This window comes from Nocardia bovistercoris, assembly GCF_015674855.1.
Taxonomy (GTDB): domain Bacteria; phylum Actinomycetota; class Actinomycetes; order Mycobacteriales; family Mycobacteriaceae; genus Nocardia; species Nocardia bovistercoris.
Genome location: NZ_JADMLG010000001.1, coordinates 605,832 through 628,648 on the forward strand (window position 1 = coordinate 605,832; position 22,817 = coordinate 628,648).

The 22,817-nt window shown below is 69.2% G+C and carries 19 protein-coding genes; 4 read left to right on the top strand and 15 right to left on the bottom strand.

Annotation, left to right across the window (positions count from 1 at the left end; genetic code table 11):
- Positions 1-47: 47 nt before the first annotated feature.
- The 3 genes from dapB to IT779_RS02780 form a co-directional block, all read right to left on the bottom strand.
- Positions 48-794, bottom strand: coding sequence for a 4-hydroxy-tetrahydrodipicolinate reductase (dapB, locus tag IT779_RS02770; protein ID WP_196147498.1), 747 nt, complete (start codon positions 792-794; stop codon positions 48-50).
- 91 nt (positions 795-885) lie between these two features.
- Positions 886-1,989: an alcohol dehydrogenase catalytic domain-containing protein gene (locus IT779_RS02775; RefSeq protein WP_196147499.1), complete on the bottom strand. Its 1,104-nt coding sequence runs from the start codon at positions 1,987-1,989 to the stop codon at positions 886-888.
- An 82-nt stretch (positions 1,990-2,071) separates the two neighbouring features.
- Complete coding sequence (locus IT779_RS02780; RefSeq protein ID WP_196147500.1) at positions 2,072-3,358, bottom strand: pentapeptide repeat-containing protein; 1,287 nt, start codon at positions 3,356-3,358, stop codon at positions 2,072-2,074.
- A 190-nt stretch (positions 3,359-3,548) separates the two neighbouring features.
- Here IT779_RS02780 and IT779_RS02785 point away from each other — a divergent pair, with 190 nt between their 5' ends.
- Entirely contained in the window at positions 3,549-3,878 is a 330-nt protein-coding gene (locus tag IT779_RS02785) for an ArsR/SmtB family transcription factor (protein WP_196147501.1), read from the top strand.
- 48 nt (positions 3,879-3,926) lie between these two features.
- Here the strand turns inward: IT779_RS02785 and IT779_RS02790 are convergent, their stop codons facing one another.
- From IT779_RS02790 to IT779_RS02805, 4 genes are all read right to left on the bottom strand, one after another.
- A complete protein-coding gene (locus IT779_RS02790) occupies positions 3,927-5,252 on the bottom strand; it encodes a M16 family metallopeptidase (protein ID WP_232541426.1) in 1,326 nt (441 codons plus the stop codon).
- Between the two features lie 74 nt (positions 5,253-5,326).
- The gene (locus tag IT779_RS02795; protein ID WP_196147503.1) at positions 5,327-7,606 is read right to left on the bottom strand and encodes a polyribonucleotide nucleotidyltransferase; all 2,280 of its coding nucleotides are present in this window, start codon (positions 7,604-7,606) and stop codon (positions 5,327-5,329) included.
- A 989-nt stretch (positions 7,607-8,595) separates the two neighbouring features.
- Positions 8,596-8,865 (bottom strand): 30S ribosomal protein S15, encoded by a 270-nt coding sequence (gene rpsO, locus IT779_RS02800; RefSeq protein WP_054814207.1) that lies wholly within the window; start codon positions 8,863-8,865, stop codon positions 8,596-8,598.
- 130 nt (positions 8,866-8,995) lie between these two features.
- Positions 8,996-9,955 (bottom strand): bifunctional riboflavin kinase/FAD synthetase, encoded by a 960-nt coding sequence (locus tag IT779_RS02805; protein WP_196147504.1) that lies wholly within the window; start codon positions 9,953-9,955, stop codon positions 8,996-8,998.
- Positions 9,956-10,274: 319 nt separating this feature from the next.
- Between IT779_RS02805 and IT779_RS02810 the strand changes: the two genes are divergently transcribed.
- Positions 10,275-10,943, top strand: a complete 669-nt coding sequence (locus IT779_RS02810; RefSeq protein WP_196147788.1) for a metal-dependent transcriptional regulator — start codon at positions 10,275-10,277, stop codon at positions 10,941-10,943.
- Positions 10,944-10,958: 15 nt separating this feature from the next.
- Here IT779_RS02810 and IT779_RS02815 read toward each other — a convergent pair whose 3' ends face one another.
- From IT779_RS02815 to IT779_RS02840, 6 genes are all read right to left on the bottom strand, one after another.
- Complete coding sequence (locus IT779_RS02815) at positions 10,959-11,381, bottom strand: EF-hand domain-containing protein (protein ID WP_196147505.1); 423 nt, start codon at positions 11,379-11,381, stop codon at positions 10,959-10,961.
- An 81-nt stretch (positions 11,382-11,462) separates the two neighbouring features.
- Positions 11,463-12,389 (bottom strand): tRNA pseudouridine(55) synthase TruB, encoded by a 927-nt coding sequence (gene truB / locus IT779_RS02820; protein WP_196147506.1) that lies wholly within the window; start codon positions 12,387-12,389, stop codon positions 11,463-11,465.
- Entirely contained in the window at positions 12,389-13,054 is a 666-nt protein-coding gene (gene npt / locus IT779_RS02825) for a 4'-phosphopantetheinyl transferase Npt (protein WP_196147507.1), read from the bottom strand. The genes truB and npt overlap by 1 nt, the downstream gene beginning before the upstream one ends.
- Positions 13,055-13,099: 45 nt before the next feature.
- A complete protein-coding gene (locus tag IT779_RS02830; protein ID WP_198428152.1) occupies positions 13,100-14,041 on the bottom strand; it encodes a metallophosphoesterase family protein in 942 nt (313 codons plus the stop codon).
- Positions 14,042-14,194: 153 nt separating this feature from the next.
- Positions 14,195-16,387: an Ig-like domain repeat protein gene (locus IT779_RS02835; RefSeq protein WP_196147508.1), complete on the bottom strand. Its 2,193-nt coding sequence runs from the start codon at positions 16,385-16,387 to the stop codon at positions 14,195-14,197.
- An 8-nt stretch (positions 16,388-16,395) separates the two neighbouring features.
- The gene (locus IT779_RS02840) at positions 16,396-18,078 is read right to left on the bottom strand and encodes an Hsp70 family protein (protein ID WP_196147509.1); all 1,683 of its coding nucleotides are present in this window, start codon (positions 18,076-18,078) and stop codon (positions 16,396-16,398) included.
- A 296-nt stretch (positions 18,079-18,374) separates the two neighbouring features.
- Here IT779_RS02840 and IT779_RS02845 point away from each other — a divergent pair, with 296 nt between their 5' ends.
- Both IT779_RS02845 and grpE read left to right on the top strand, forming a co-directional pair.
- Complete coding sequence (locus IT779_RS02845) at positions 18,375-19,358, top strand: SMP-30/gluconolactonase/LRE family protein (protein ID WP_196147510.1); 984 nt, start codon at positions 18,375-18,377, stop codon at positions 19,356-19,358.
- A gap of 85 nt (positions 19,359-19,443) precedes the next feature.
- On the top strand, positions 19,444-20,034 hold the full coding sequence (gene grpE, locus IT779_RS02850; protein WP_196147511.1) for a nucleotide exchange factor GrpE: 591 nt from the start codon (positions 19,444-19,446) through the stop codon (positions 20,032-20,034).
- Positions 20,035-20,177: 143 nt separating this feature from the next.
- Here the strand turns inward: grpE and IT779_RS02855 are convergent, their stop codons facing one another.
- Together IT779_RS02855 and IT779_RS02860 are read right to left on the bottom strand one after the other, a co-directional pair.
- On the bottom strand, positions 20,178-21,512 hold the full coding sequence (locus tag IT779_RS02855) for an MATE family efflux transporter (protein WP_196147790.1): 1,335 nt from the start codon (positions 21,510-21,512) through the stop codon (positions 20,178-20,180).
- Between the two features lie 275 nt (positions 21,513-21,787).
- Positions 21,788-22,789, bottom strand: coding sequence for a DHH family phosphoesterase (locus IT779_RS02860; RefSeq protein ID WP_196147512.1), 1,002 nt, complete (start codon positions 22,787-22,789; stop codon positions 21,788-21,790).
- Between the last annotated feature and the right edge of the window lie 28 nt (positions 22,790-22,817).

The window sequence follows — 22,817 nt, forward strand, 5'->3', positions numbered from 1 at the left end:
CTTCGAACGGGCGCTCGGTCACGAGCGGTCCCCCGTCGGTGCTCGGTTCACAGATCCAGCAGCGGGTCGAGGCCGACGGTCAAGCCGGGGCGGTTCGCGATCTCGCGCACGCCGAGCAGGACACCCGGCGCGAAAGAGGAACGGTCGATGGAGTCGTGGCGGATGGTCAGCGTCTCGCCCTGGGTGCCGAGCAGCACCTCCTGGTGGGCGACCAAGCCTGCCAGCCGGACCGAATGCACGCGGACGTCGTCCACGGCGGCGCCGCGCGCGCCGTCGAGTTCGGTGCTGGTCGCGTCGGGGCTGACACCGACTCCGGCCTCGCGACGCGCCTGCGCGATCAGACCGGCCGTTCGGTAGGCGGTGCCCGAAGGGGCGTCGGCCTTGTTCGGGTGATGCAACTCGATCACCTCGACCGATTCGAAGAAGCGAGCAGCCTGCTCGGCGAAACGCATCAGCAGCACCGCGCCGATCGCGAAATTCGGCGCGATCAACACACCCGTGCTCGGGCTGCCCGCGAGCCACCCGCGCACCTCGTCCAACCGGGCGGCGTCGAAACCGGTGGTGCCGACCACGGCGTGGATACCGTTCTCGACGAGGAACTTCAGATTCCCCATCACCACGTCTGGATGGGTGAAATCGACGACGACCTGCGTGCCGGACTCGGTGAAGACCTCGAGCGCGTCGTCCTTGTCGACGGCCGCGACCAACTCCAGATCGGCCGCGTCCCGCACCGCCGCGCAGATCGCCTGACCGACTTTCCCGCGTGCCCCGAGCACTCCGACCCGAATGGTCACCGCACCTCCTCGTATCGCCGATGTCAGGCCAGCCTAATCCGGCCCGGCGAACTCGCGGCAGGCGACCTGGTGTGATCCGTGCCGTACCGGATCAGTCGAAGAGCACCACCTGGCGCAGTGCGTGCCCAGCGGCGAGTTCGTCCATGCCGCGGTTGATGTCCTCGAGGCGGATCCGCGAAGACACCAAGCGCTCGACCGGCAGGCGGCCCGCCCGCCACATGGCCACGTACTTCGGAATGTCGCGTTCCGGCACCGCGGAACCCAGATAGCTGCCGACGATGGAGCGGCCCTGCGCGACCAGCGCGAGCGGGGAGATGCTCGCCATCGCGTCCGGGGCGGGGAGGCCGACGGTCACCGTCACCCCACCCGGCGCGGTCAGGCCGACCGCTGTCTCGAAAGCGCGCACATTACCCGCGGCCTCGATCACGATCTCGGCCCGGATCTGCTGGGCCGCCGCCTCGGCGGGGGCGTAACCCGCGCTCGCGCCGAGGTCGGCCGCCAACGCCAACTTCTCGGGGACGGTGTCCACGGCGATCACCTCCGCGCCGAGACTGACGGCGACCAGGACCGCGGCCATGCCGACGCCGCCCAAGCCGACCACCGCCACTCGGTCGCCAGGGGACGGCGAGGCGGAATTCAGCAGCGCGCCACCGCCGGTCAGCACCGCGCAGCCGAGGACCGCGGCTACCTCCGGTGGCACGTCGTCGGGTACGGGGACCACCGAGCGGCGGTCCACCACCGCGTGGGTCGCGAAGGCGGAGACACCCAGGTGATGGTGGATCGGGTCACCCGCGCGGTGGAGTCTGCGGCCGCCGTTGAGCAGTTCACCCGCGTTGTTGGCGGCACTGCCGGGTACGCAGGGGGTGCGACCGTCGCTCGCGCAGCCCGCGCAGGTTCCGCAGCGTGGGAGGAAGGTCATCACCACGCGTTGGCCCGGGGTGATGTCGGTATCGCCCGGTCCGGTCGCTTCCACGATGCCCGCCGCTTCGTGCCCGAGAAGCATCGGCACCGGTCGAACCCGATTGCCGTCCACGACCGACAGGTCCGAATGGCACAGACCAGCTGCTTCGATTCGGACCAGCAACTCGCCTCGGGCGGGGGAGGCGAGATCAAGGTCGCAAATCGTGATCGGCGTCGAATCCGCGAAAGGGGACGGCGCCGAGATCCGTTCCAGAACCGCACCACGAATCTTCATGAGCCGAGTGTATTTGCGGCGCGGGCGGGGCTGTGGATCGCGGGGTCGTTCGGGTGTGATGGTGCTTCCGGGTTCCGGCGGATCAGGAAGGTGTAGGCGGCGCGGGCGGCCAGGTGTCGGGTTTCACGCAGAGAGGTTTGGAGGCCGACCCGTCATCCCAGTCGAAGCGCAACCCGACCCAGGCGGTGGGATTCTCGAAGGTCGTTTCACCGGTATGGAAACGGACGCCATCGAAAGAGATGTCACCGAAGAAATCCGCGCGGGTGAAGGTTGCGTGTCGGGCCGCGAAGGTGGCACGGGTGAAGGCGATGGGCGCGTGGAATTCGACCGCGGTGAAATCCAGGTCTCCGGTGCCCGCGCGGGGCCGTCGACGGTGGGCGCCCAGTGTCGCGTCGGTGAAATCCACGGCGGATGCCTGGTAACGGGCGGAGGCGAAGGTGATGTGCCGGTTCGCGAAACGCGCACGCTCGAAACCGATCCGGCCCGCGGCGAAGACCGCGCGTTCGAACGAGACCGTCGCGCCGTCGAATCGAGCGTCCGTGAAGGAGGTCCGCGCGCCCTCGAAGCGGGTACCGATGAAGGTGGTACGCGCACCGCGGAAACGGGTCTCGACGAAGGACACCGGAGCCGAGACCACGCCGCCGTCGAAAGTGGTTCGCGCCGAATCGAATCGAGCGCGTTCGAACGAGACGGATGTACCGTCGAAGACAGCGTCGCGAAAGGTGAGATGGCCACCGGTGAACCGCGCGCGGCGGAAGTCCGTACCACGCTCGCCCACGAACCGCGCCCGCGTGAAATCCGTCAGACGTCCACCGAATTCCACGGCCTCGAAATCAGCGTCCTCGAATACCGCACCGGTGAAATCGAATGCGCAGCGCGACCACGACACCTCGGAGTATCGCCGCAGATGGTTCGCGATCACGCCGACCACCGCCGATCGCACCTCGCGGTCGTTGTGCCTGACCTGATATGTGCGAGCCACCTGGATGCCGGACTCGTCGGAGGTCTCCGAGCGCGACACCAGGTGGTCCGCGCCGGACCGCACGTCATAGGGCAGGCGCAGATATCCGCACAGCACGTCCACACACTGCTGACGGCGGGCCCGCGCCGAGAACTCGTCCGCCACACCGGCCATCGCGTACACGCCTGCCAATCGGACAGCGGGATCGGCATCACCCAACTGCTTGGCCGCGGCGCCGAACAGCTCCGCGAACCGACCCCGCTCCAGATCTCGCTGCCTGCGGTATGCCACGACCAGCGCGACCGCGCCGCCCACCCCGGCGGTGACCGACAACGCGATCTTGGTGAGATCAACTTGATTCGGCGTCTCCGCGCGGTGCATTCGATCACGCACCCACCCCCACACCATATGCCGAATGGTAGCGGGTCGTGACGGTAGCAGCGCCTTCGTGCCGCGTGGATCACATCGGCATTGGCCGTCCGCTATTTGCCGCAGTCGCCGCGGTCGTTCCTCCGATCAGGTAGGTTTGATGTCGATCGAACCGGATTCGACCATACAAGCGGTTTGACGTTCATCAAACCCCCGAGTGAGGTAGATCATGACCGATGCTAACGAAGAGTTGCCACCGGTCGCGCCGCTGCCCACCGTCCTCGCCGCACTCCAGGATCCGGTCCGGCTGGAAATGGTCCGCAGACTGAGCAACGCGGGCGCCGCCGTCCGCTGCGGCGCACTCTACGAGGTCATCAACAAATCCACCGCGACCCACCACTTCAAGATCCTGCGCGAAGCGGGCGTCGTGGAACGCCTCACCGTCGAAGGCCAGACCTGCCAACGCCTGCGCGCCGCCGACCTCGACGCGGCACTGCCCGGAGTCCTACCGTCGATCGTCGACGCCGCCAACCGCGCTTACTCAGCCGACCTCCACTGAACCCGGACCGCGCGGAGGCGGCGAAACCGAAACGATGCGGCGACGAGTTCAGTCGGGAACCAACCTCCGCACCGCCGCGGGCAACTCCCTGGTCCGCCGGTACGGCCCGGTCACCGACGCCGCGAACGGACGCGACAGCAGGCTACGCGCGATCGTGGTGACCTGTTCGGTGGTCACCGCGTCGATGTGCGCCAGCGTCTCCGACACCGTCCGATGATTGCCGTAGCTGAGTTCACTGCGGCCGATGCGGTTCATCCGGGACGCCGAATCCTCGAGTCCGAGTACCAGCCCGCCGCGCAGCGAACCCTTGGCGCGCGCGCATTCGGCATCGGTGATGCCGTCGGCGGCGACCTCCTCGAGCACGCCGCGCGCCAGGCTCGCGACCTTGCCGAGGTTCTCCGGCTGGCAGCCGATGTACACCGAGAACGCGCCGGTGTCGGCGAAGGTGTCGACACTGGAGTAGACCGAGTAGGCCAGCCCGCGTTCTTCCCGGATACGTTGGAACAGGCGAGAACTCAGACCTCCGCCGACGACGGTGTTGAGCACCGAAAGCGGCCAGCGGCGCGGGCCCTCGTGCCGCCCGAACGCGCGCACGCCGAACGCCAGGTGCGCTTGTTCGCTGTCGCGGTGACTCCAGTGCAGTTCCGGCGCACCGTGCGGACGGAACCGGCCCTCGCGCCGCGCCGCGGGTTCGGCGGCGGGATCGAGCCGGTCGGCGAACGCGCGATACACCAGTTCGACGGTGTGATCGTGCTCGACATTGCCCGCCACCGCCACCACCATCCGGTCCGGGCGGTACCGCCGCTGATGGAAGGAACGCAGCTGGGTGGCCTGCATGGATTCGATGGATTCGATGGAACCGATGACCGGGCGCCCGATCGGGTGTTCGCCGAACAGCGCGGTGAGGAAGGCGTCGCCGACGATGTCCTCGGGGTCGTCGTCGCGCATCGCGATCTCCTCGAGCACCACTTGGCGTTCGATGTCGACGTCCTGCGCGCGGCACAGGCCGTTCAGCACCACGTCGGTGACCATGTCCACCGCAAGCGGCAGATCCTCGTCGAGGACGTGGGCGTAGTAGCAGGTCTGTTCCTTGGCGGTGAAGGCGTTCAGCTCACCGCCGACCGCGTCCATCGCCTGCGCGATATCGAGTGCCGACCTGGTCGGGGTGGCCTTGAACAGCAGGTGCTCCAGGAAGTGCGCGGCGCCCGCCACCGTCGGGCCCTCGTCGCGCGAGCCGACGCCGACCCACACCCCGACCGAAGCCGACCGGACACCGGGGACATGTTCGGTGACCACGCGCAGACCACCGGGCAACACCGTTCGACGCACTCCCGACTGGGCGCCGTGCGGGTGAATCGAATCGTCGGAACGCAACTGGAGTGACGAACCCCCCTGCTCGCCGTGGAGCAGAGGGGTTGCCTTTTTCTTCTTCGTCACAGAGACAAGTACTACTCGCCCGCCGCCACACCCGCATCCACGGTCTCGACCGCGGCGGGCTCCTCGGCGTTCTCGTCGACCGGGACCAGCGAGATCTTGCCGCGGTTGTCGATGTCGGCGATCTCGACGCGCAGCTTGTCGCCGACGTTCACCACGTCCTCGACCTTCGCGACGCGTTTGCCGTTGCCGAGCTTCGAGATGTGCACCAGACCGTCGCGCCCCGGCAGCAAGGAGACGAACGCGCCGAAGGCGGTGGTCTTGACGACCGTGCCGAGGAAACGCTCGCCGACCTTCGGCAGCTGCGGGTTGGCGATGGCGTTGATCGCGTCGATCGCGGCCTGCGCCGAGGGACCGTCGGTGGCGCCGACGAAGACGGTGCCGTCGTCCTCGATCGAGATGTTGGCGCCGGTGTCCTCGGTGATCTGGTTGATGACCTTGCCCTTGGGGCCGATGACCTCGCCGATCTTGTCGACCGGGATCTTGATCGCGGTGACGCGCGGCGCGTACGGGCTCATCTCGTCGGGGGTGGTGATGGCCTCGGCCATCACGTCCAGGATGGTGGTGCGCGCGTCGTGCGCCTGGCTCAGCGCACCGGCCAGCACCTGCGAGGGGATGCCGTCGAGCTTGGTGTCGAGTTGCAACGCGGTGACGAACTCGCGGGTGCCCGCGACCTTGAAGTCCATGTCACCGAACGCGTCCTCGGCGCCGAGGATGTCGGTGAGCGCGACGTAGCGCACCTCCTCGACACCGGCGTCGTTGGTGACGGTGTCGGAGACCAGGCCCATCGCGATACCCGCGACCGGCGCCTTCAGCGGCACACCGGCGTTCAGCAGCGCCAGCGTGGAGGCGCACACCGAACCCATCGAGGTGGAACCGTTGGAGCCCAACGCCTCCGAGACCTGACGGATCGCGTACGGGAACTCCTCCTGGCTCGGCAGCACCGGCATCAGGGCCCGCTCCGCGAGGGCGCCGTGGCCGATTTCGCGGCGCTTGGGCGAGCCGACGCGACCGGTCTCACCGGTGGAGTACGGCGGGAAGTTGTAGTGGTGCATGTAGCGCTTGCTGGTCTCGGGACCGAGCGAGTCGACCTGCTGCGCCATCTTCACCATGTCGAGCGTGGTGACGCCGAGGATCTGGGTCTCGCCGCGCTCGAACAGCGCCGAACCGTGCGCGCGCGGCACGACCGCGACCTCGGCGGACAGCGCGCGGATATCGGCCAGACCGCGGCCGTCGATGCGGAACCCGTCGGTGAGGATGCGCTGACGCACCAGCTTCTTGGTGACCGAACGGAACGCCGCGCCCAGTTCCTTCTCGCGACCGGCGAAGTCGTCACCGAGCCGCGACAGCACCTCGACCTTGATCTCGTCGATCTTGTTCTCGCGGCTCTGCTTGTCGGCGATGCTCAGCGCCTCGTTCAGCTCCCGCTTGGCGGTGCCCTCAACGGCCTCGAACACATCCGCGCCGTAGGGCGGGAACAGCGGGAACTCACCGGTCGGCTTGGCGGCCAGCTCGGCCAGATCCGACTGGGCCCGCACCAGACGCGCGATGAACGGCTTGGCCGCCTCGAGCCCCTCGGCGACCACGGCCTCGGTCGGCGCCTGCGCACCGCCCTCGATCAGCGCGATGACCTTGTCGGTGGCCTCCGCCTCGACCATCATGATCGCGACATCGCCGGACTCGACGACCCGACCCGCGACGACCATGTCGAACACGGCGCCCTCGAGCTGTTCCACGGTGGGGAAAGCCACCCACTGCCCCTCGATCAGCGCGACCCGCACACCGCCGACCGGCCCCGAGAACGGCAGCCCGGCGATCTGCGTGGACGCCGAGGCCGCGTTGATGGCCACCACATCGTAGAGATCCTTGGGATCCAGGCTCATGACCGTGACCACGACCTGGATCTCGTTGCGCAGACCGTCCACGAAGGACGGGCGCAGCGGCCGGTCGATGAGGCGACAGGTCAGGATCGCGTCGGTGGAAGGACGGCCCTCGCGACGGAAGAACGAGCCGGGAATGCGGCCCGCCGCGTACATGCGCTCCTCGACATCCACCGTCAACGGAAAGAAGTCGAACTGATCCTTGGGCTGCTTGCCCGCCGTGGTGGCCGACAGCAGCATGGTCTCGTCGTCCAGGTAGGCCACCACCGAACCGGCGGCCTGACGGGCCAGACGGCCGGTCTCGAAGCGGACGGTGCGGGTGCCGTAGGCGCCGTTGTCGATCAGCGCGACGGATTCGAATACTCCGGGCTCGACCTCGACGGCCGAGGACTTGCGTTCAGTTGTCTCCGACATATCTCTTCTCTCAACCTCTCGTCTCGCCGGGTCTCGAGCACCATGCAGGGCGCGACCCGGCTGTCGTTAGCCGTACCGGATACGGACGCGCGGCAACCCTCCTGGCTGCGCGCGCGCACCCGGCCGAACCCCCTTGGGCTCGGCGACGCGGAGGCGGTCATCGATCGAAGCCCGTCGGTGCACCGAGGGGCCACTACCGAAGACCGACGCCACGCGTTCGAGTGCGTACGGCCGTGTTGTTCGTGCATCCGACCTGCCTCCCGGACAGCTCGAGCACTGTCTCGACGGCAACAATCCCGCATACACGAAAAGCCAACGAGGAGATTGTACGTCTCCGCGTCGGGGGGACTGTCAATGCCCTGCGGACAGTCGTGTGTGCGTTGTTGGGGACTCGTCCTCAGGTGGGCATCGGCTCGGGCAGATCCAGGCGCCTGTCTTGCATGGCCGAAGACCTCCCACCACGAGTGGGCGTTGTGGGCCGGAACGCGGGAGAATTACACGGCGGTTCCCGGTAATGGGACCTGGTGGACCAGTGGGCGAGCAGGGCTGGAACGTGAGAGATTTCGGGCGCGGCTCTTCGCAATAGAACCCCCACTGACCAGCGGGGCGGGCAGGGCTGGAACGTGAGAGATTTCGGGCGCGGCTCTTCGCAATGGTTTACCCGCGCGCTGTGTTTATTGGCGTCGACTTCGTCGCCGCGGGTTCGCGGCCCTGGGAGTCTCGCGTCCCAGCGGTCGATACTTGCTCCTGCGTCGCATTGTCTCGACCGCTGGGACGCGAGACGGCCGCGAACCGTCGCTCGTCGGGCTCGCTCCCTTGTGGTGGGGGTGGGGCTCGGAAGGAGACACTTCTCGGTTTGACGAGGGGGTAGGTTCGGGGGCTGGTGAGATTGCGGAGAGAGCCGTATCGAGGCTCACCTCTGAATCGAGGCTCGCACCCGCCATGTGGCAGGGCTCGGCGGCAGGGGTGCTGCCGCCGAGGGTGGCTGCTCAGCGGCGCAGGCCCAGGCGCTCGATCAGCGAACGGTAGCGTTCGATGTCCTTGCTCTGCAGGTACTTCGACAGCCTGCGGCGGCGGCCGATCAGGGCGAGCAAACCGTGGCGGGTGTGGTGATCGTGCTTGTGCACTTTCAGGTGCTCGGTGAGGTCGGAGATTCGCTTCGACAGCAGGGCGATCTGTGCCTCGGGCGAACCGGTGTCCTTCTCGTGGAGTCCGTATTCCTTGAGAATCGCCGACTTCTGCTCAGTGGTCAAAGCCACGCGGCATCCACTCCTATTTTCCAGTTCCGCGCTCGGATTTGTCCGACGGCCGGACATGGGCGCCGCCGCGGACCGCAGCAAACCCGACGAGCCACATTACCGGACCACTCCCCGGCGGTGAAATCCGGCCTCAGGAGCCGAGGACTTTGCGAGTCAGGTCGACATCGCGGCCCATCGCCTCGACGAGCGCGTCGAGTGTTTCGAATTTCCGCATCCCCCGCAGATGTTCGACGAAATCCACCGCGACATGCTGCCCGTACAGGTCGGCGTTACCGTCGAGCACATATGCCTCGACGGTCCGCGACCGCCCGGAGAAGGTGGGGTTGGTCCCGACGGAGATGGCAGCCATGGCCCGCTCTCCCGGCGTGACGGTACCTATGGTCGGCCCGGGCCCGAGGACCGTGAACCAGCCCGCGTAGACGCCGTCGGCGGGTATGGCGGCGTGCATCGGCGGCGCGACGTTGGCGGTGGGGAATCCGAGTTGGCGTCCGCGCCCGTCCCCGTGCACGACGACGCCTTCGACCCGGTGCGGCCGTCCGAGCGCTTCGGCGGCCGCCGCCATGTCTCCGGCGTCCACGCAGGCCCTGATGTAGGTGGAGGAGAAGGTGACGGCGTGTTCGCCGACCAGTTTCACGCCGTCGACTTCGAATCCGAAGCGTTCGCCGAGTTCGCGCATGGTCGCCACGGTGCCCGCGGCCTTCTTGCCGAAGGTGAAGTTGTCCCCGATGACGACTTCGGCCACGTGCATCCGTTCCACGAGCAGGTCGTGGACGTATCGACCGGGGGTGAGTTTCATGAAGTCGTGGGTGAACGGGATCACGCAGAACACGTCGACGCCGAGTTCTTCGGCCAGTTCGGCGCGGCGGGTGAGGGTGGTGAGCTGCGCGGGGTGCGAGCCGGGGCGGACCACCTCCATCGGGTGCGGGTCGAAGGTCATCAGCGCGGCGGGTACGCCGCGCGCGGCCGCCGCCTTCACGGCTCTGCTGATCAGCTGCGCGTGGCCGCGATGGACTCCGTCGAATACGCCGATCGTGAGCACGCAACGGCCCCAGTCCGCGGGCACCTCTTCGAGGCTTCGCCATCTCTGCACAGTCCGAAGCCTAATGGACCGGCCTCGGCCCGGTCCGACCGAAGCCGCCGCTCGGCGACCGACGCGCGCGGAGGTTCGTATGCGGTCGGCGCGAACGGTATTCGCGTGGAGCGGATGTCACGTGAAGTTCGGATGTCATTGGCCGCGCGGTGGCATGTGGTTCGCCGTCGCGGGGGCGGGAGCGTCGCAGTGTGTGAAATCTCCGATGAGTGCATAAGCTCGGTATGTGCCTGGTAAACGAGATATCGCCACCCGACGCGAGCTGGCAGGCCGCGCGGCGCGTGACGAATCCGGCGTTCCCGCCGCGGCCACGGCATCGGTGGCCCCGGAGCTGACCTCGGTCGCCCAGGACTATCTGAAGGTGATCTGGACCGCACAGGAGTGGTCGCAGGAGAAGGTTTCGACCAAACTGCTGGCGGAGCGGATCGGGGTTTCGGCTTCGACGGTGTCGGAGGCCGTGCGCAAACTCGCCGACCAGGGCTTGGTCGAGCACGCGCGCTACGGTTCGATCACGCTCACCGAACACGGCAGGCTCGCCGCCATCGCGATGGTGCGCAGGCATCGGCTGCTCGAGACCTTCCTGGTGAACGAACTCGGCTACGGCTGGGACGAGGTCCACGATGAGGCCGAGGTGCTCGAGCACGCGGTGTCGGATCTGCTGATGGCCCGCATCGACGCCAAACTCGGCTATCCGGACCGTGATCCGCACGGCGATCCGATTCCGTCGGTGGACGGCGCGGTCCCCACTCCGCCCGCCAAACAGCTCAGCGACTTCCACGCCGGGGAATCCGGGCGGGTGGCGCGCATCTCCGATTCCGATCCGGAGATGCTGCGCTACTTCGATTCGGTCGGCATCGCCCTCGACACCGTGATCACGGTGCAGGAGCGCCGGGATTTCGCGGGCACCATCGCCATTCGCATCGGCGCGGGCGAATCACCGACCGACCTCGGTCGTCCCGCCGCCGAGGCCATCTGGCTCACCTTCTGACGCGCCCGAAACGCTTCAGCGCGAGAGGAAATCGAGCAGGGCGCGGAATTCGGCCGGTGAGAGGTAGCCGTCGCCGTCCAGGTCGGCCGCGGCCAGCAGCGACGCGGCCGGTTCATCGATGCGGCCCGCGCCGATGTGGCGGATCATCGATTCCAGCTCCGCCACCGAGATCCGGCCGTCACCGTTGACGTCGAACACCTCGAAGGCGGCGTCCGCGTCGGTCACCTCGATGCGTCCGCCGACCACCGCCGCGTCGAATTCCGCACGCGAGACCAGGTAGTCGCCGTTGGTGTCAGCGGCGGCCACCATCCGTTCGACGGCCTCGACGTCGACATCGCGGCCCTGCGAGCGGAAACCGAGCGTGATGTCCTCGACCGAGACCAGCCCGTCGCCGTCGCGATCCCACAGATCGAAGATGTCGACCGGATGCTCACCCATCGCACTGCCTTCCGCACCAGCCCGCCGACACCGGCGACGCCACCGCGTCCACTGTACGGATTCCGCTGCCCCGGTGCGGGTTCAGTCGAGCAGGCCGCGCGGCCGCACCACCAACACCGGCGCGGCGCGCTTGCCCTTCTCCGCGAGCAGAGCGATGGCCGCGCCCGCCTCGGTCACGGCCGCGTACACCCCGGCCATGCCGACGGGATCGAGCCAGCGACCGTCGCGCAGGGATTCGGCCTCGCCCTCGGTGACGACCCTGCGGTCGAAGGCCGTGGCCACGGCCGCGTCCATGCCTAGGCTCAACGGCGGCGGACCCGATTCGGCGGCGGCCGCGAGGTCGTCGAGGGTGCGGGCGTGTTCCAGGGTGAACGGGCCGACCCTGGTGCGGCGCAGGGCGGTGAGATGGCCGCCGACGCCGAGCGCGGCGCCGAGGTCGCGGGCCAGAGCGCGGATGTAGGTGCCCGAGGAGCAGTCGACCACCACGTCCAGGTCCACGAATCCGGCGTCGGTGTCGCGGCGGGACAGGATGTCGAAACGCGAGACGGTGACCGGGCGCGCCGCGAGCCGCACCTCCTCACCCGCGCGGTGCCGGGCGTAGGCGCGTTCGCCGTCGACCTTGATCGCGCTCACGGTGGCGGGCACCTGATCGATCTCGCCGGTCAGCGCGGCGACCCGCGCGGCTATCGCGCCGTCGTCCAGGTGCCGCGCCTCGGTGGTCGCGAGCACTTCGCCTTCCGCGTCGTCGGTGTTGGTCGACTGCCCGAGCCGGATGGTCGCGGTATAGGACTTGGTGGTGAGGGTGAGCAGGCCGAGTAGTTTCGTGGCGCGCTCCACCCCGAGCACGAGCACGCCGGTGGCCATCGGGTCCAGTGTGCCCGCATGGCCGATCTTCCTGGTGCGCAGGATCTTTCGCGCTCTGGCGACCACGTCGTGACTGGTGCGGCCGCCGTCCTTGTCCACCACGAGCAGTCCGCCGAGCAGGTCAATGGCGCCGGTATCGGCCATCAGCCGTGCACGATCGCGGTCAGGATCAGTCCGCCGCCGATCAGCCAGCGCCCGTCGAAACTCGTCAGCGGAACTCCGCCGTCGGTGGCCTGACCCGGAATCAGCAGCTCGCTGTGGAATGTTCCGGAACCGCCGCCGGAATTCTCGTCGACGGTGAAAGTGATGTGGGCGTCCTCGAAACCCAGCCAGCGCAGGGTCAGCGGAAACCACGCCTTGTAGGTGGCCTCCTTGGCGCAGAACAGCAGACGGTCCAGGTGCAGCGCGGAATCGTTGGCGGCCAGCCACTTCCGCTCCGGGGCGAGACTCACCGAATCGAGCACCCCCTCGGGCAGCGCCTCGTGCGGTTCGGCGTCGATGCCGACCGAACGGAAACGCAACTTGTGCGTCAGCGCGGCCGCGCGATACCCCTCGCAGTGGGTCAGGCTGCCGACGACGCCGCGCGGGAACAGCGGCATCCCGCGCTCGCCCTTGCCGATCGCCACCGGCTCCTCACCCAACTGCTCGAGTGCCCGGCGCGCGCAATGCCTGGCGCCGATGAAATCGCGACGGCGCTTGTCCACCGACTTGGCGATGAGATGTTCCTCCGCCGGATGCGGCGCCAGATCCTCCGGGTACGCCAACAGTTCGGACGCGGCGACCCCACTGGGCAAGATGTTCTCGATCATCACCGACCAGCCTAATCGAGCGCCGCGAGCGGGCCGACGACCGGATCAGACGCCGCGGCGGCGGTCGGCCTTCTCCCGCATCTGCGCGGCGGCCGCCTCCATCTCCGGGGTCACCTGGAAATGTCCGCCCCACTTGTTGAGCGCCCCCGGCGGATAGCTGGGGGTCGGCAGGATCTGGCGCAGCAGGGTGTCGGGCAGGCCGCGGCGCTGCCACTCGCGCGGATAACCGAGCGACACCTCCTCGAAGCGCACGCCGTCGTAGTAGGAGGTGCGTGGGATGTGCAGGTGGCCGTAGACCGAGCACACCACGTTGTAGCGGGTGTGCCAGTCGGCGGTCAGGGTGGTGCCGCACCACAGCGCGAACTCCGGATACCACAGCACGTCGGTGGGCTCGCGGACCAGCGGGAAATGGTTGATCAACACGATCGGCGCGCCATCGGGGATGGCGTCGAGGCGCCGCGTCGTCGACTGCACCCGCGCGTGACACCACGCGTCGCGCGTCGCGTACGGGTCGGGCGACAGCATGAACTCGTCGGTCGCCACCACATTGCGTTCCCGCGCGATGGCCAGCCCCTCGGACTTGGTGCGCGCGCCTTCGGGCAGGAACGAATAGTCGTAGAGCAGGAACATCGGGACGATGGTCACCGGCGTGCCGAATTCCTCGGCGCCCGCGCCCGCCCACACCGGGAACGGGTCCTCGGGGGTGATCACATCCAGGTCGCGGCACATCGACACCAGGTAGTCGTAGCGGGCCGCGCCGTGCATCTGCACCGGATCCTTCGGCGTGGTCCACAGCTCGTGGTTGCCCGGCACCCAGATCACCTTCGCGAACCGGCCGCGCAGCAACTCCAACGCCCAGCGGACGTCCTCGGCCTTCTCTCCCACGTCACCGGCCACGATCAGCCAATCCTCGGGCGAATCGGCGCGAATCTGCTCGACGACCGGCCGATTCCCCTGGTGCCCGACATGGATGTCGCTCACCGCCATCAACTTGGGTATCACCACATCCACATTGTCATACCCGCACCGACACCGCCGTGCCGCACCCGCCGTCGGTTGGTCCCGCCGAGCGGTCACGGACTGTCGCCACGCCCATCGCGGCCGGACGCGGTCCAAGCGCCGCACGCCGATCCGACCGCGTCAGGAGGTCCAGTGCAGGCGGGCGGTGGCGGCGAAACCGGGGGCGATGGTGAGTGCGCCGTTGGCCTCGCGTCTGCACGAGGCGACCGCGATGTGGCAGGGGGTAGGGAGGTCGGTAGGGATCTTCGCGCCGCCGTCTATCTCGTAGCGCATGTTGGTGACCTTCCAGGACCGGGCGGCCGGGTCGTCGGGGCGCACCGGGGGCGCGTCGGCGCGGGCCACCACGTAGACCTCGGTGACACCGGGGGGCCAGGTGAACACCAGCAGGCCGCCTTGCCCGGCGAGGGCGCCGACGGTGGGGATGCCGCCTGGATTCGGTTCGTCGGGTAGTGCGGAAACCGTCGCGGTGGCGGGCTGTCCCGAGGTGGATGCCGCGCTGCTCGAACCCTGCCTCGGGCCGGGTGCGGCGAGCGGTCTCGAAGGCGCGTCCGAGCGTGCCTCCTCGGATGAGCGTCCGGCGGATGTGGCAACCACCGCGTAGACCGGGATCTCGTGCGGGGGCGCGCCGCCGTCTTCCAACTCGGTGGTCCTGGTGCGGCCGACAACTCGCCAGTTGCCCTCCGCGTGCCTTCGGGTGACCTTGTACGCCACGTCCTCGGTGGTCGACGGCGACCAGGTGACCAGCACCGAGCCGTTGCCCATCCGACTCGCCTCGACCCGACCCGGCGCCTCCACCGGCGTGGCCGCCAGCGCCGCCGAAGCGCCCTCGTGATCGGCGCACACGCCCTGTGCCGCCAGCAGACCGCGCACGCGATCGGCGGCGGGGCCCGAACTCGCCGCGGCGACGAGTCGATCGGCTTCCGCTACCGCACGCGTGGCCTCGGCGGTCAGCTCGTCCAAGCTTTCGCGCTGCGCGGTCGGCGGCGGCACGTCGGCGGCCGTGCGGCGCAGGTATTCGAGGTGTTCGAGCGCCTCGACGTAGCGTCGGGCCGCACGAGCCGAGGCCACATTGCGCCAGCGCACGGCCGCCTCGGCGAGGATCCGCTCCACCTCGTCGGCGACGGATCGAATGGAGGTGGCACCCGCGCCGTTGTCGAGCTGGCGCGCACGGGCGACCTGCTTGGCCGCCTCCTGAGGGCGACCGCCGCGCAGCGCCGCGCGCGCCGCCTTGAGCGGCTCCTCCCACTGCCGTTGCGGTGCGGTGGCGCGACCGCCGACTGCCGGGGCGGGACGGGGAGTCCGCGGTACCACGGGGTGAGCGGGTGCGGCGGAACCGGTTTCGATCCGCGCGCCCAACCCCGTCGCGAGATCGGTGAGCACACGCACCGCCTCGGCATGGTCGAGACCGAGTTCGACGGCCTCGTCCACCAGATACCGGTAGTCCTCGCCGACCAACTGGTCCTCGACCAACACCGCGGCACGCACCTTCGGCCGCAATTCGGCGGTGACGTCCTCGATCACCGCGCGGACGTACTCGTCCACCTCGGGACCGCCGCCGGTGAGCAGATCGTTGACGTGGACCAGCAACTCGTCGAGGACGACGCGAACCCGCCCCGGCGGCAATTCCCGCGCCCGCGCGCGCAACGCGTCGGCGCGCAACCGGATCTCCTCGGTGTGCCCGGCGCTGGACGGATCGAGTCCGAGCAGGGCGAACAAGGTGGGTGCGGACGGGCCGCCGTCCAGCAGCCGTTCCCATTCGGCGAGGAGTTGGCGGATCTGCTTGCGGCGCTGCTCGGTCAGGGTCGGCGCGGGCGCGGATGGCGGCGCGTCTTCCGCGAGGATCCGGTGCCTGCGCAATCGCGCGGCGACCTCGGCGGCGCCGAGTCCGCCCATAGCGCCGATCTCCTCGAGACCGGCCACCTTGCTCGCGGGCACGCCGCCGTGGCGCTGCACCAGACGTGCGATCGCGGTGTCGAGCATCTCGTAGCGTTCGGCGTCGCGCTCCTCGCGCATCTGCCGCACCCGCATGGCCTCGGCGCGGCGCGAACTCGCCCGCAGCAACAGTTCGCTGCGGCGGTCGTGCTCGTCGACCAGCAACCCGACGAGCACCCGGTACTTCGGATGGTCGCGCTGGCGCTGCCAGAAACCCCAGACCTCCGCCACACGCTCGGTAACCTGTGCGTCGGTGAGGGTTTCGGCCTCCTCCACCGGAATGTCGTAGAGCTCGAACGAATCCGATCGCTCGACGCCGCCGCGCCGTTCGACGGCGGCGAGCACCCGTTTGCGATAGTCGTTCGGATCGAAGGCTTCCATGCCCGCCGCTAACCGGCGCGGCGGCGGGAGCGCTGCACCTGGTCGAGTTCGCGCGCCACGTCGGCCTGGGACAGCGTTGCGCCGGTCTGGGCCGACAAGGTCAACGGCATATCGGCGTCGACATGGTGCGCGGTGACGTGCAGGACGCCGTCGAAGCCCATCTCGAAGGTGACCCTGACCTCGCTGCCCGCGGGATAGCCCGGCGGAATGCCACGAATCCTGCCCTCCACCAACACCTTCGTGTCCTCGGGGCGCACCGAGGCGGCCTGCCCCTGCTGCTCGACGATGGTGAGCTCGATCTGATCCTGATCCTCGCGCACCGTGCCGAAGGACCGACGCACCCGCACCGGGAGCGTCTGGTTGCGATGGACCAGCCACGCGGCCGCGAGGCCGTAGTGATTGTCGAGCGCCAGCACGCCGAAACCGCGCGAGACCACGGTGTCGACCTGGATCTCCAGCATGCGCCGCACCAGCGCGACCGGCTGGCCGAAGGACGCGGCGACCCTCGCCACCGACTGCTCCAGATCGGCGGGCGCGGCCTCGCGCAACGCGGAACCGTCGCGCAACCTGCCCCGCGTCACCAGATCCGCGAGGATCAGCCGCTCCATCTCGAGTTTCTCGCCGTAGAGCGCCGCGCCGCGCGCCACCGACAGGTCGGGATCGCGCAGTTCGCCGCGCAACCCCAGTTCCTTGTTCAGTTCGCGCTCCACCATCGGCATTCGCGACGAGCCGCCCACCAGCAGCAACCGGTCCACCGAGGCGACGCCGCGCTTACCGGCCGCGGTCAGGCAATCGCGGGTGAGCTCGATGGTGCGGCGCATCAGCGAGGCCGTCAACGACTCCACCTCGGCGCGGGTCAGCGACACCACGGCGCGCGCGCCGTCGTGTGCGACGACCACATCGGTGCGATCGACCTCGGACAGTTCACGTTTGGCCTGTTCGGCGGCCAGCACCAGCATCTGCGAACCCGCCGAATCGTCGAGCGGATCCTCGGCGTCCGGATTCGCCGCGCAGAACTGCTGCGACAGGTACAGCGCGATGCGCTCGTCCCAGTCGGCGCCGCCGAGTTGGTGATCGCCCTCCACCGCGAGCACCGAGATGCGGCGATCGGCGAGTTCGATGACCGTCGCGTCGAAGGTGCCGCCGCCGAGGTCGTAGACAAGGACCGTCTCGCGCTCGCCCGGCTTGCCGACATCGACCGTGCCGTCGAGGCGGCCGAAACCGTAGGACAGCGCCGCGGCGATCGGCTCCGACAGCACACCCGCCACGTCGAAGCCCGCGTAGGCGCCGGACTGGATGGTGGCGCGCCGCTCCTCGTCACCGAAGTAGGCGGGCACCGTGATCACCGCGCGCCGCACCGGCTCGCCACCGCCGAATTCCACGTCGGCGGCCAGGCTCTTGAGGATCAGCGCCGACACCGCGGGCGCCGACCAGCTCTCGCCGTGCGCGGTGAAACGCCAATCCGCCTCGCCCATGCGCCGCTTGACCAGCGCGCAGACATGCTCGGGATCCAACCGCGACTGCCTGCGCGCACCCTCGCCGACCAGATGGTCGAACGCGGAAGCGAACAGCACCACCGACGGAACCGTCGGCTCGCCGTTGATCCCGACCATTACCTCAGGACGACCATCGGCGTCGATCCGCGCGATGGCCGAGTTCGTTGTGCCCAGGTCGATGCCGTAGACCCCCATGGCGAGCGATCGTAGCAGCCACCGCCGACAGCGGCCCAGCCATCGACGATCGCAACCGCGACCACCGCATATCGATGGCGAAACCCATGGACTTCCGCCACGATTCAGCCTCCTGCGCGCCCTGCCCACGCGCCCCGGACCACGGGCATGAATTACTGTCGAACAACTCGCGATTCGACCTTCCACAGATCGCAACGCCCCAACGACGCAGGCGGTCGAGGCGTCTCGCGGCCGAGCGATCGCGCGGCGCACCGACGCGGCCGCGCGCGCCGAGCACCTGAAAGGACGCCACGACCATGGACACCGAAGTCTCCGACCTACCCGCCGCGCACGGGACATCGGCGCGCTTCCGAACGGTGCGGAGCGTGGCTTCGGCCGCACTCGCTTGCGTGCTCATCGCCGCAGGCACGACACTCGCGAACGCCGCACCCGAGACCGCCCTGCCGTGGTGCGCGGGCGTCGGCGCCCCCGTGACGCTCGCGCAGGCGCCCGCCACCTTCGAGGCCATCGCCTTCGACCGGAACGGCCGTCTCGTGGTCAGCGACTGGGTCGGCGGCGGCATCGACGTCATGGACGCTCCCGGCGCACCGCTGCGCGGGATCGCGGGTCCCATCCCGCTCCCCGGCGGACTCGCTCCGGAACCGGGGGGAACGATGCTGGTCGGCGTCGGCGTCACCCCCGCCTCCCCGCTCGCACCGGGCGGCGGCGTCGCGGAGCTGCGCAGGCTCGACCTCGACACCGGCGCGACGACCACGGTCGCCACCGGCCTGTCCCAGGGCAACGGTGTGGTGCGCGCGAAGGACGGCACGGTCTTCGTCACCAACGACGGTTCGGACGCGTTGGACCGGGTCGACCCCGACGGTCGCGTCACCGCGGGCTGGTATCGCGGCTCCAACACCAACGGCGGCGCGATCTCGGCGGACGGCACGACCCTGTACGTCAACGTCACCTTCGGCGACACGCATGTGCTGGCGATCGACATCGCGACCGGCAACGCAACCACCTTCTTCCGCCCGCCCGCCGCGTTGAGCGGTGTCGCCCTGGACGACATCAAGATCGACGAGCGCTCCGGCTACCTGTTCGTGACGGCCTGGCAGGGCGGGCAGGTGTGGCGCATCGCCCCCGACGGCAGCAGCGGCTGCGTGCTCCTCGACGGTCGACTCCTGCCCGCGGGCATCGCCGTCGGCAAGGAAGGCGCGGGTTTCGCCCCGACGAGCGTCTACGTCGGCACCCACAGCGGCTCGCTCATCGAGATCCCCGGCGCGGTCCCCGCGAGCTGAGTACGCGAGTTGATCCGGCGCGTGAGAACGGGAAGTCTCGGACTCGGCGCAGGCCCGGAAAAGCGGCGCGAGCTATCGTGCGACCATGACCGAACCAGTCACCCCCGTGACGCAGGTGGACGCCGACACCGCGGGCCCGGCCGAGTACGCCCCGGTTTCGGACACCGTCGACTCGGCCGAATACGGCGACGCCACAAGCGATCCCGACGGCTCCGTCACGAATCTTGCCGCCGGGCAGCGCGATCTGGCCGAGCGCGTCGAGGACCTGACCCGTGTGCTCGCGCGCCAGGCCGCAAGCATCGAACGGCTCGCCGACGACGCCAAGGCACGCGCCCAACGCGAACGCCAAGGCGCCGACCTCCCCCTGGTCACCGAACTCTTCGCGCTGTTGGGCGACACCACCGCCTGCGCGCGAACCGCCGAATCCGACCGCGAGCGAGAAGCTTTCGAAGCGATCACCACCCGTATCGAACGCCTACTGATCGGCCGCGGCGGCATCCTCGTAGACCCGCCGACCGACACCCCCTTCGACTCGCTGACCATGGAAGCCGCCGACGTCGTCGACACCGAAGACCCGGCATTCGACCGCACCGTCGCCTCGGTCATCCAACCCGGCCTGAGCGTGCCCGGCCGCTCGATCCGCCCCGCTCGAGTAGTCGTCCGCCGCCACCGCTGACCCGAACCATCCCGCCCCCCGCGACCCCGAAGCAGCGCAGCCTGAATAAACCGCAGCGCCCCCACTCACGAACTCCCCCTGGCGAACCCTGGAGGCACCGAAGGTGCCGTTCGCGGCGACGAAGTCGACGCCAATGAACACAACTAGATCTCCGCCCCCACTCGCGCCCATTTCCCCGACAGAGTCCGCCACACCACCGCCCCCATCCGCAACAGCATGAACGCGACAAGGCCCGACCAAATGCCTGCTATCCCCCAGTCGAACACGAGGGACAGCCAGATGGCGGGAAGGAAACCGGCCAGGGCACAGGCGAGAGTGGCGGTGCGCAGGAAGGCGGCGTCACCAGCGCCGAGCAGCACGCCGTCGAGGGCGAACACGATGCCCGCGACCGGGATGATCGCGACGAAGAACCACCACGCGACATGCGTACGGTCGAGAACCGAGACATCGTCGGTGAACAGCGTCGGAATCACGCTGTAGCCGAGGGCGAAACAGACCGCGAGCGCGACCGCGAACAGCTCCGACCACCCCGTGACCCGCCGCACCAGCCCGCGCGCACTCCGCACGTTCCCCGCGCCGAGTGCCGCTCCGACCAGGGTCTGCGCGGCGATCGCCAGCGAATCCAGCGCCAGCGTCAGGAAGTTCCACAGTTGCAGCACCAGTTGGTGCGCGGCCACCGACGCCGCGCCGAATCGCGCGGCCACCGCGGCCGCCGACACGAAACACGCCTGGAAGGCGAGGCTGCGCGCGATCAGGTCCCGGCCGAGGACGAGTTGCGCCCGGATCATCTGCCGATCCGGCCGCAGCGCGACCCGCTCCCGTATCAGGGCGGAACCGAACAGGATCGCCGTCACCGACTGCCCGACCACGTTCGCCACCGCAGAGCCTGCCAGTTCCATGCGTGGGGCGCCGAGCAGGCCGTGTACGAGGACCGGGCACAGCAGCCCCGACGCGACCAGCCCCGTCACCACGTAGGTCAGCGGCCGACGGGTCTGCTGGATGCCGCGCATCCACCCGTTACCCGCCATGGAAACGAGGATCAGCGGCACCCCGAACAGCGCGATCCGCATCCACCGCAGCGCCTCGGCCGCGATGTCGCCGCCGCCCGCGATCGCATCGGTGACCGCGACCGCCGATACCTGCGCGACCGCGAAGATCAGCACTCCCACCGTGACCGCGATCCAGCTCGCCTGCACCCCTTCGGCCACCGCCCCGCGCGCGTCGCCCGCACCGTGGCGTCGCGCCGAACGCGCGGTGGTCCCGTAGGAAAGGAAGGTCAGCTGCGAACTCACCTGCGCCAGAATCAACCCGCCGACAGCGAGCCCGGCGAGCGCCTGTGCCCCGAGCCGCCCGACCACCGCCATGTCGAACAGCAGATATATCGGTTCGGCGACCAGCACCCCCAGTGTCGGACCGGCGAGCCCGAGAATCCGGCGCGGCCCCGCCGACGCCACCTCGCCGGGCTCGGCGGTAACCACCGCCCCGAGTTCCGCACTCGGACCACCGTTCTCACGCGTCACCCGTCACCGCTCCCGCCGGACCATCGAACCGGTCGCACCTGCCCCATCGACAGCGCGGACAGTCCCACCGATCCGTGACCGACCACGATCCCGGTCCGCTCATCACCGGGCGATTCACGCACCCGCCTGCGTGCGGGGCGATGTCGATCGGCACCGGCCCGACCGATCGGCACCCGCGCATGAGCCAACCATTGCGATATACCCACCGCGACAAAGAATTCCACGTCGAGTACTCAGCCGAGCGCGGTCAGCAGGGCGGCGATCACCTCGTCGGCCTCGCCGTGCGCGGTGTACCCGGCCGCGAAACGGTGCCCACCGCCACCGAGCGTCGTCGCGACGCCGGCGACGTCGACACCGTCGTCGGCCCCCGGCCCGCTGTCGCGCGAGCGCAGCGACACCGTCCACCGGTTCTCCACCACGCGCGACTGCTTGAACACAGCGGCGACGCCCGCCTCGGCGGTGGTGCGCACGATATCGATGACGCTCTCCACCTCCTCCGACCGCACATCCACCTGGTCCTCGCGGCGGACCACCGCGTAGGCCAGCCCGACGCCGCCGTGCACGGACGGTTCGAGTCGCGCGGTGCCGAGCACCCTCGACAGCATCGGCAGCCACCCGAACGGATGGGTGTCCATGAGCGTGCGCGCGATGCCCGCGCCGTCGATACCGGTGCCGAGTAGCCGTTCGGCGAGTTCGTGGGTGCCCGGACGTACCCAGCGGAACGATCCCGTGTCGGTCACCAACCCCGCGTACAGGCAGTGCGCGATCTCGCGGTCGATCTGCTCGCCCCACGCGTCGAACAGTCTCGCCACCACGCTCGTTGTCGATTCCGCGGCCGCGTCGACCACGTTGATCATCCCGAATTCGGTGTTGGAGCGGTGGTGGTCGATGACGATGGTGGTCGCCGCGCCCGCCATCCGGTCGCGGAGCGCGCCGAGCCGCCCGGCGCTGCCGCAGTCCACGGCGACCAGGACGTCGACTTCGTGCGGGACCTGCTCGGGCGCCACCACGTGCCGCAACCCGGGTAGCGAACGCATGGACACCGGCACCTGCGCGGGTTCGGCGAAGGACACGCATACGGGCACCCCGCGCCGATGCAGGACCAGCGCCAACGCCAGCCCGCTGCCGAGGGTGTCGGCGTCGGGCTGCACGTGGCAGACGACGGTCACCGACCGGGCGGACGTCAGAGCCCGGATCGCAGCGCCGAAATCGATCGGTTCACCGTGTGATGTCATTCGCGCCGCAGTCTCTCGAGGTACTTCT

Coding starts and splice junctions, on each gene's coding strand:
- IT779_RS02775 (WP_196147499.1), bottom strand. CDS start 1,989: ATGAAGATTCGTGGTGCGGTTCTGGAACGGATCTCGGCGCCGTCCCCT.
- IT779_RS02780 (WP_196147500.1), bottom strand. CDS start 3,358: ATGGTGTGGGGGTGGGTGCGTGATCGAATGCACCGCGCGGAGACGCCG.
- IT779_RS02785 (WP_196147501.1), top strand. CDS start 3,549: ATGACCGATGCTAACGAAGAGTTGCCACCGGTCGCGCCGCTGCCCACC.
- IT779_RS02795 (WP_196147503.1), bottom strand. CDS start 7,606: ATGTCGGAGACAACTGAACGCAAGTCCTCGGCCGTCGAGGTCGAGCCC.
- IT779_RS02815 (WP_196147505.1), bottom strand. CDS start 11,381: ATGGGTGAGCATCCGGTCGACATCTTCGATCTGTGGGATCGCGACGGC.
- truB (WP_196147506.1), bottom strand. CDS start 12,389: ATGGCCGATACCGGCGCCATTGACCTGCTCGGCGGACTGCTCGTGGTG.
- npt (WP_196147507.1), bottom strand. CDS start 13,054: ATGATCGAGAACATCTTGCCCAGTGGGGTCGCCGCGTCCGAACTGTTG.
- IT779_RS02830 (WP_198428152.1), bottom strand. CDS start 14,041: ATGGCGGTGAGCGACATCCATGTCGGGCACCAGGGGAATCGGCCGGTC.
- IT779_RS02835 (WP_196147508.1), bottom strand. CDS start 16,387: ATGGAAGCCTTCGATCCGAACGACTATCGCAAACGGGTGCTCGCCGCC.
- IT779_RS02840 (WP_196147509.1), bottom strand. CDS start 18,078: ATGGGGGTCTACGGCATCGACCTGGGCACAACGAACTCGGCCATCGCG.
- IT779_RS02845 (WP_196147510.1), top strand. CDS start 18,375: ATGGACACCGAAGTCTCCGACCTACCCGCCGCGCACGGGACATCGGCG.
- grpE (WP_196147511.1), top strand. CDS start 19,444: ATGACCGAACCAGTCACCCCCGTGACGCAGGTGGACGCCGACACCGCG.
- IT779_RS02860 (WP_196147512.1), bottom strand. CDS start 22,789: ATGACATCACACGGTGAACCGATCGATTTCGGCGCTGCGATCCGGGCT.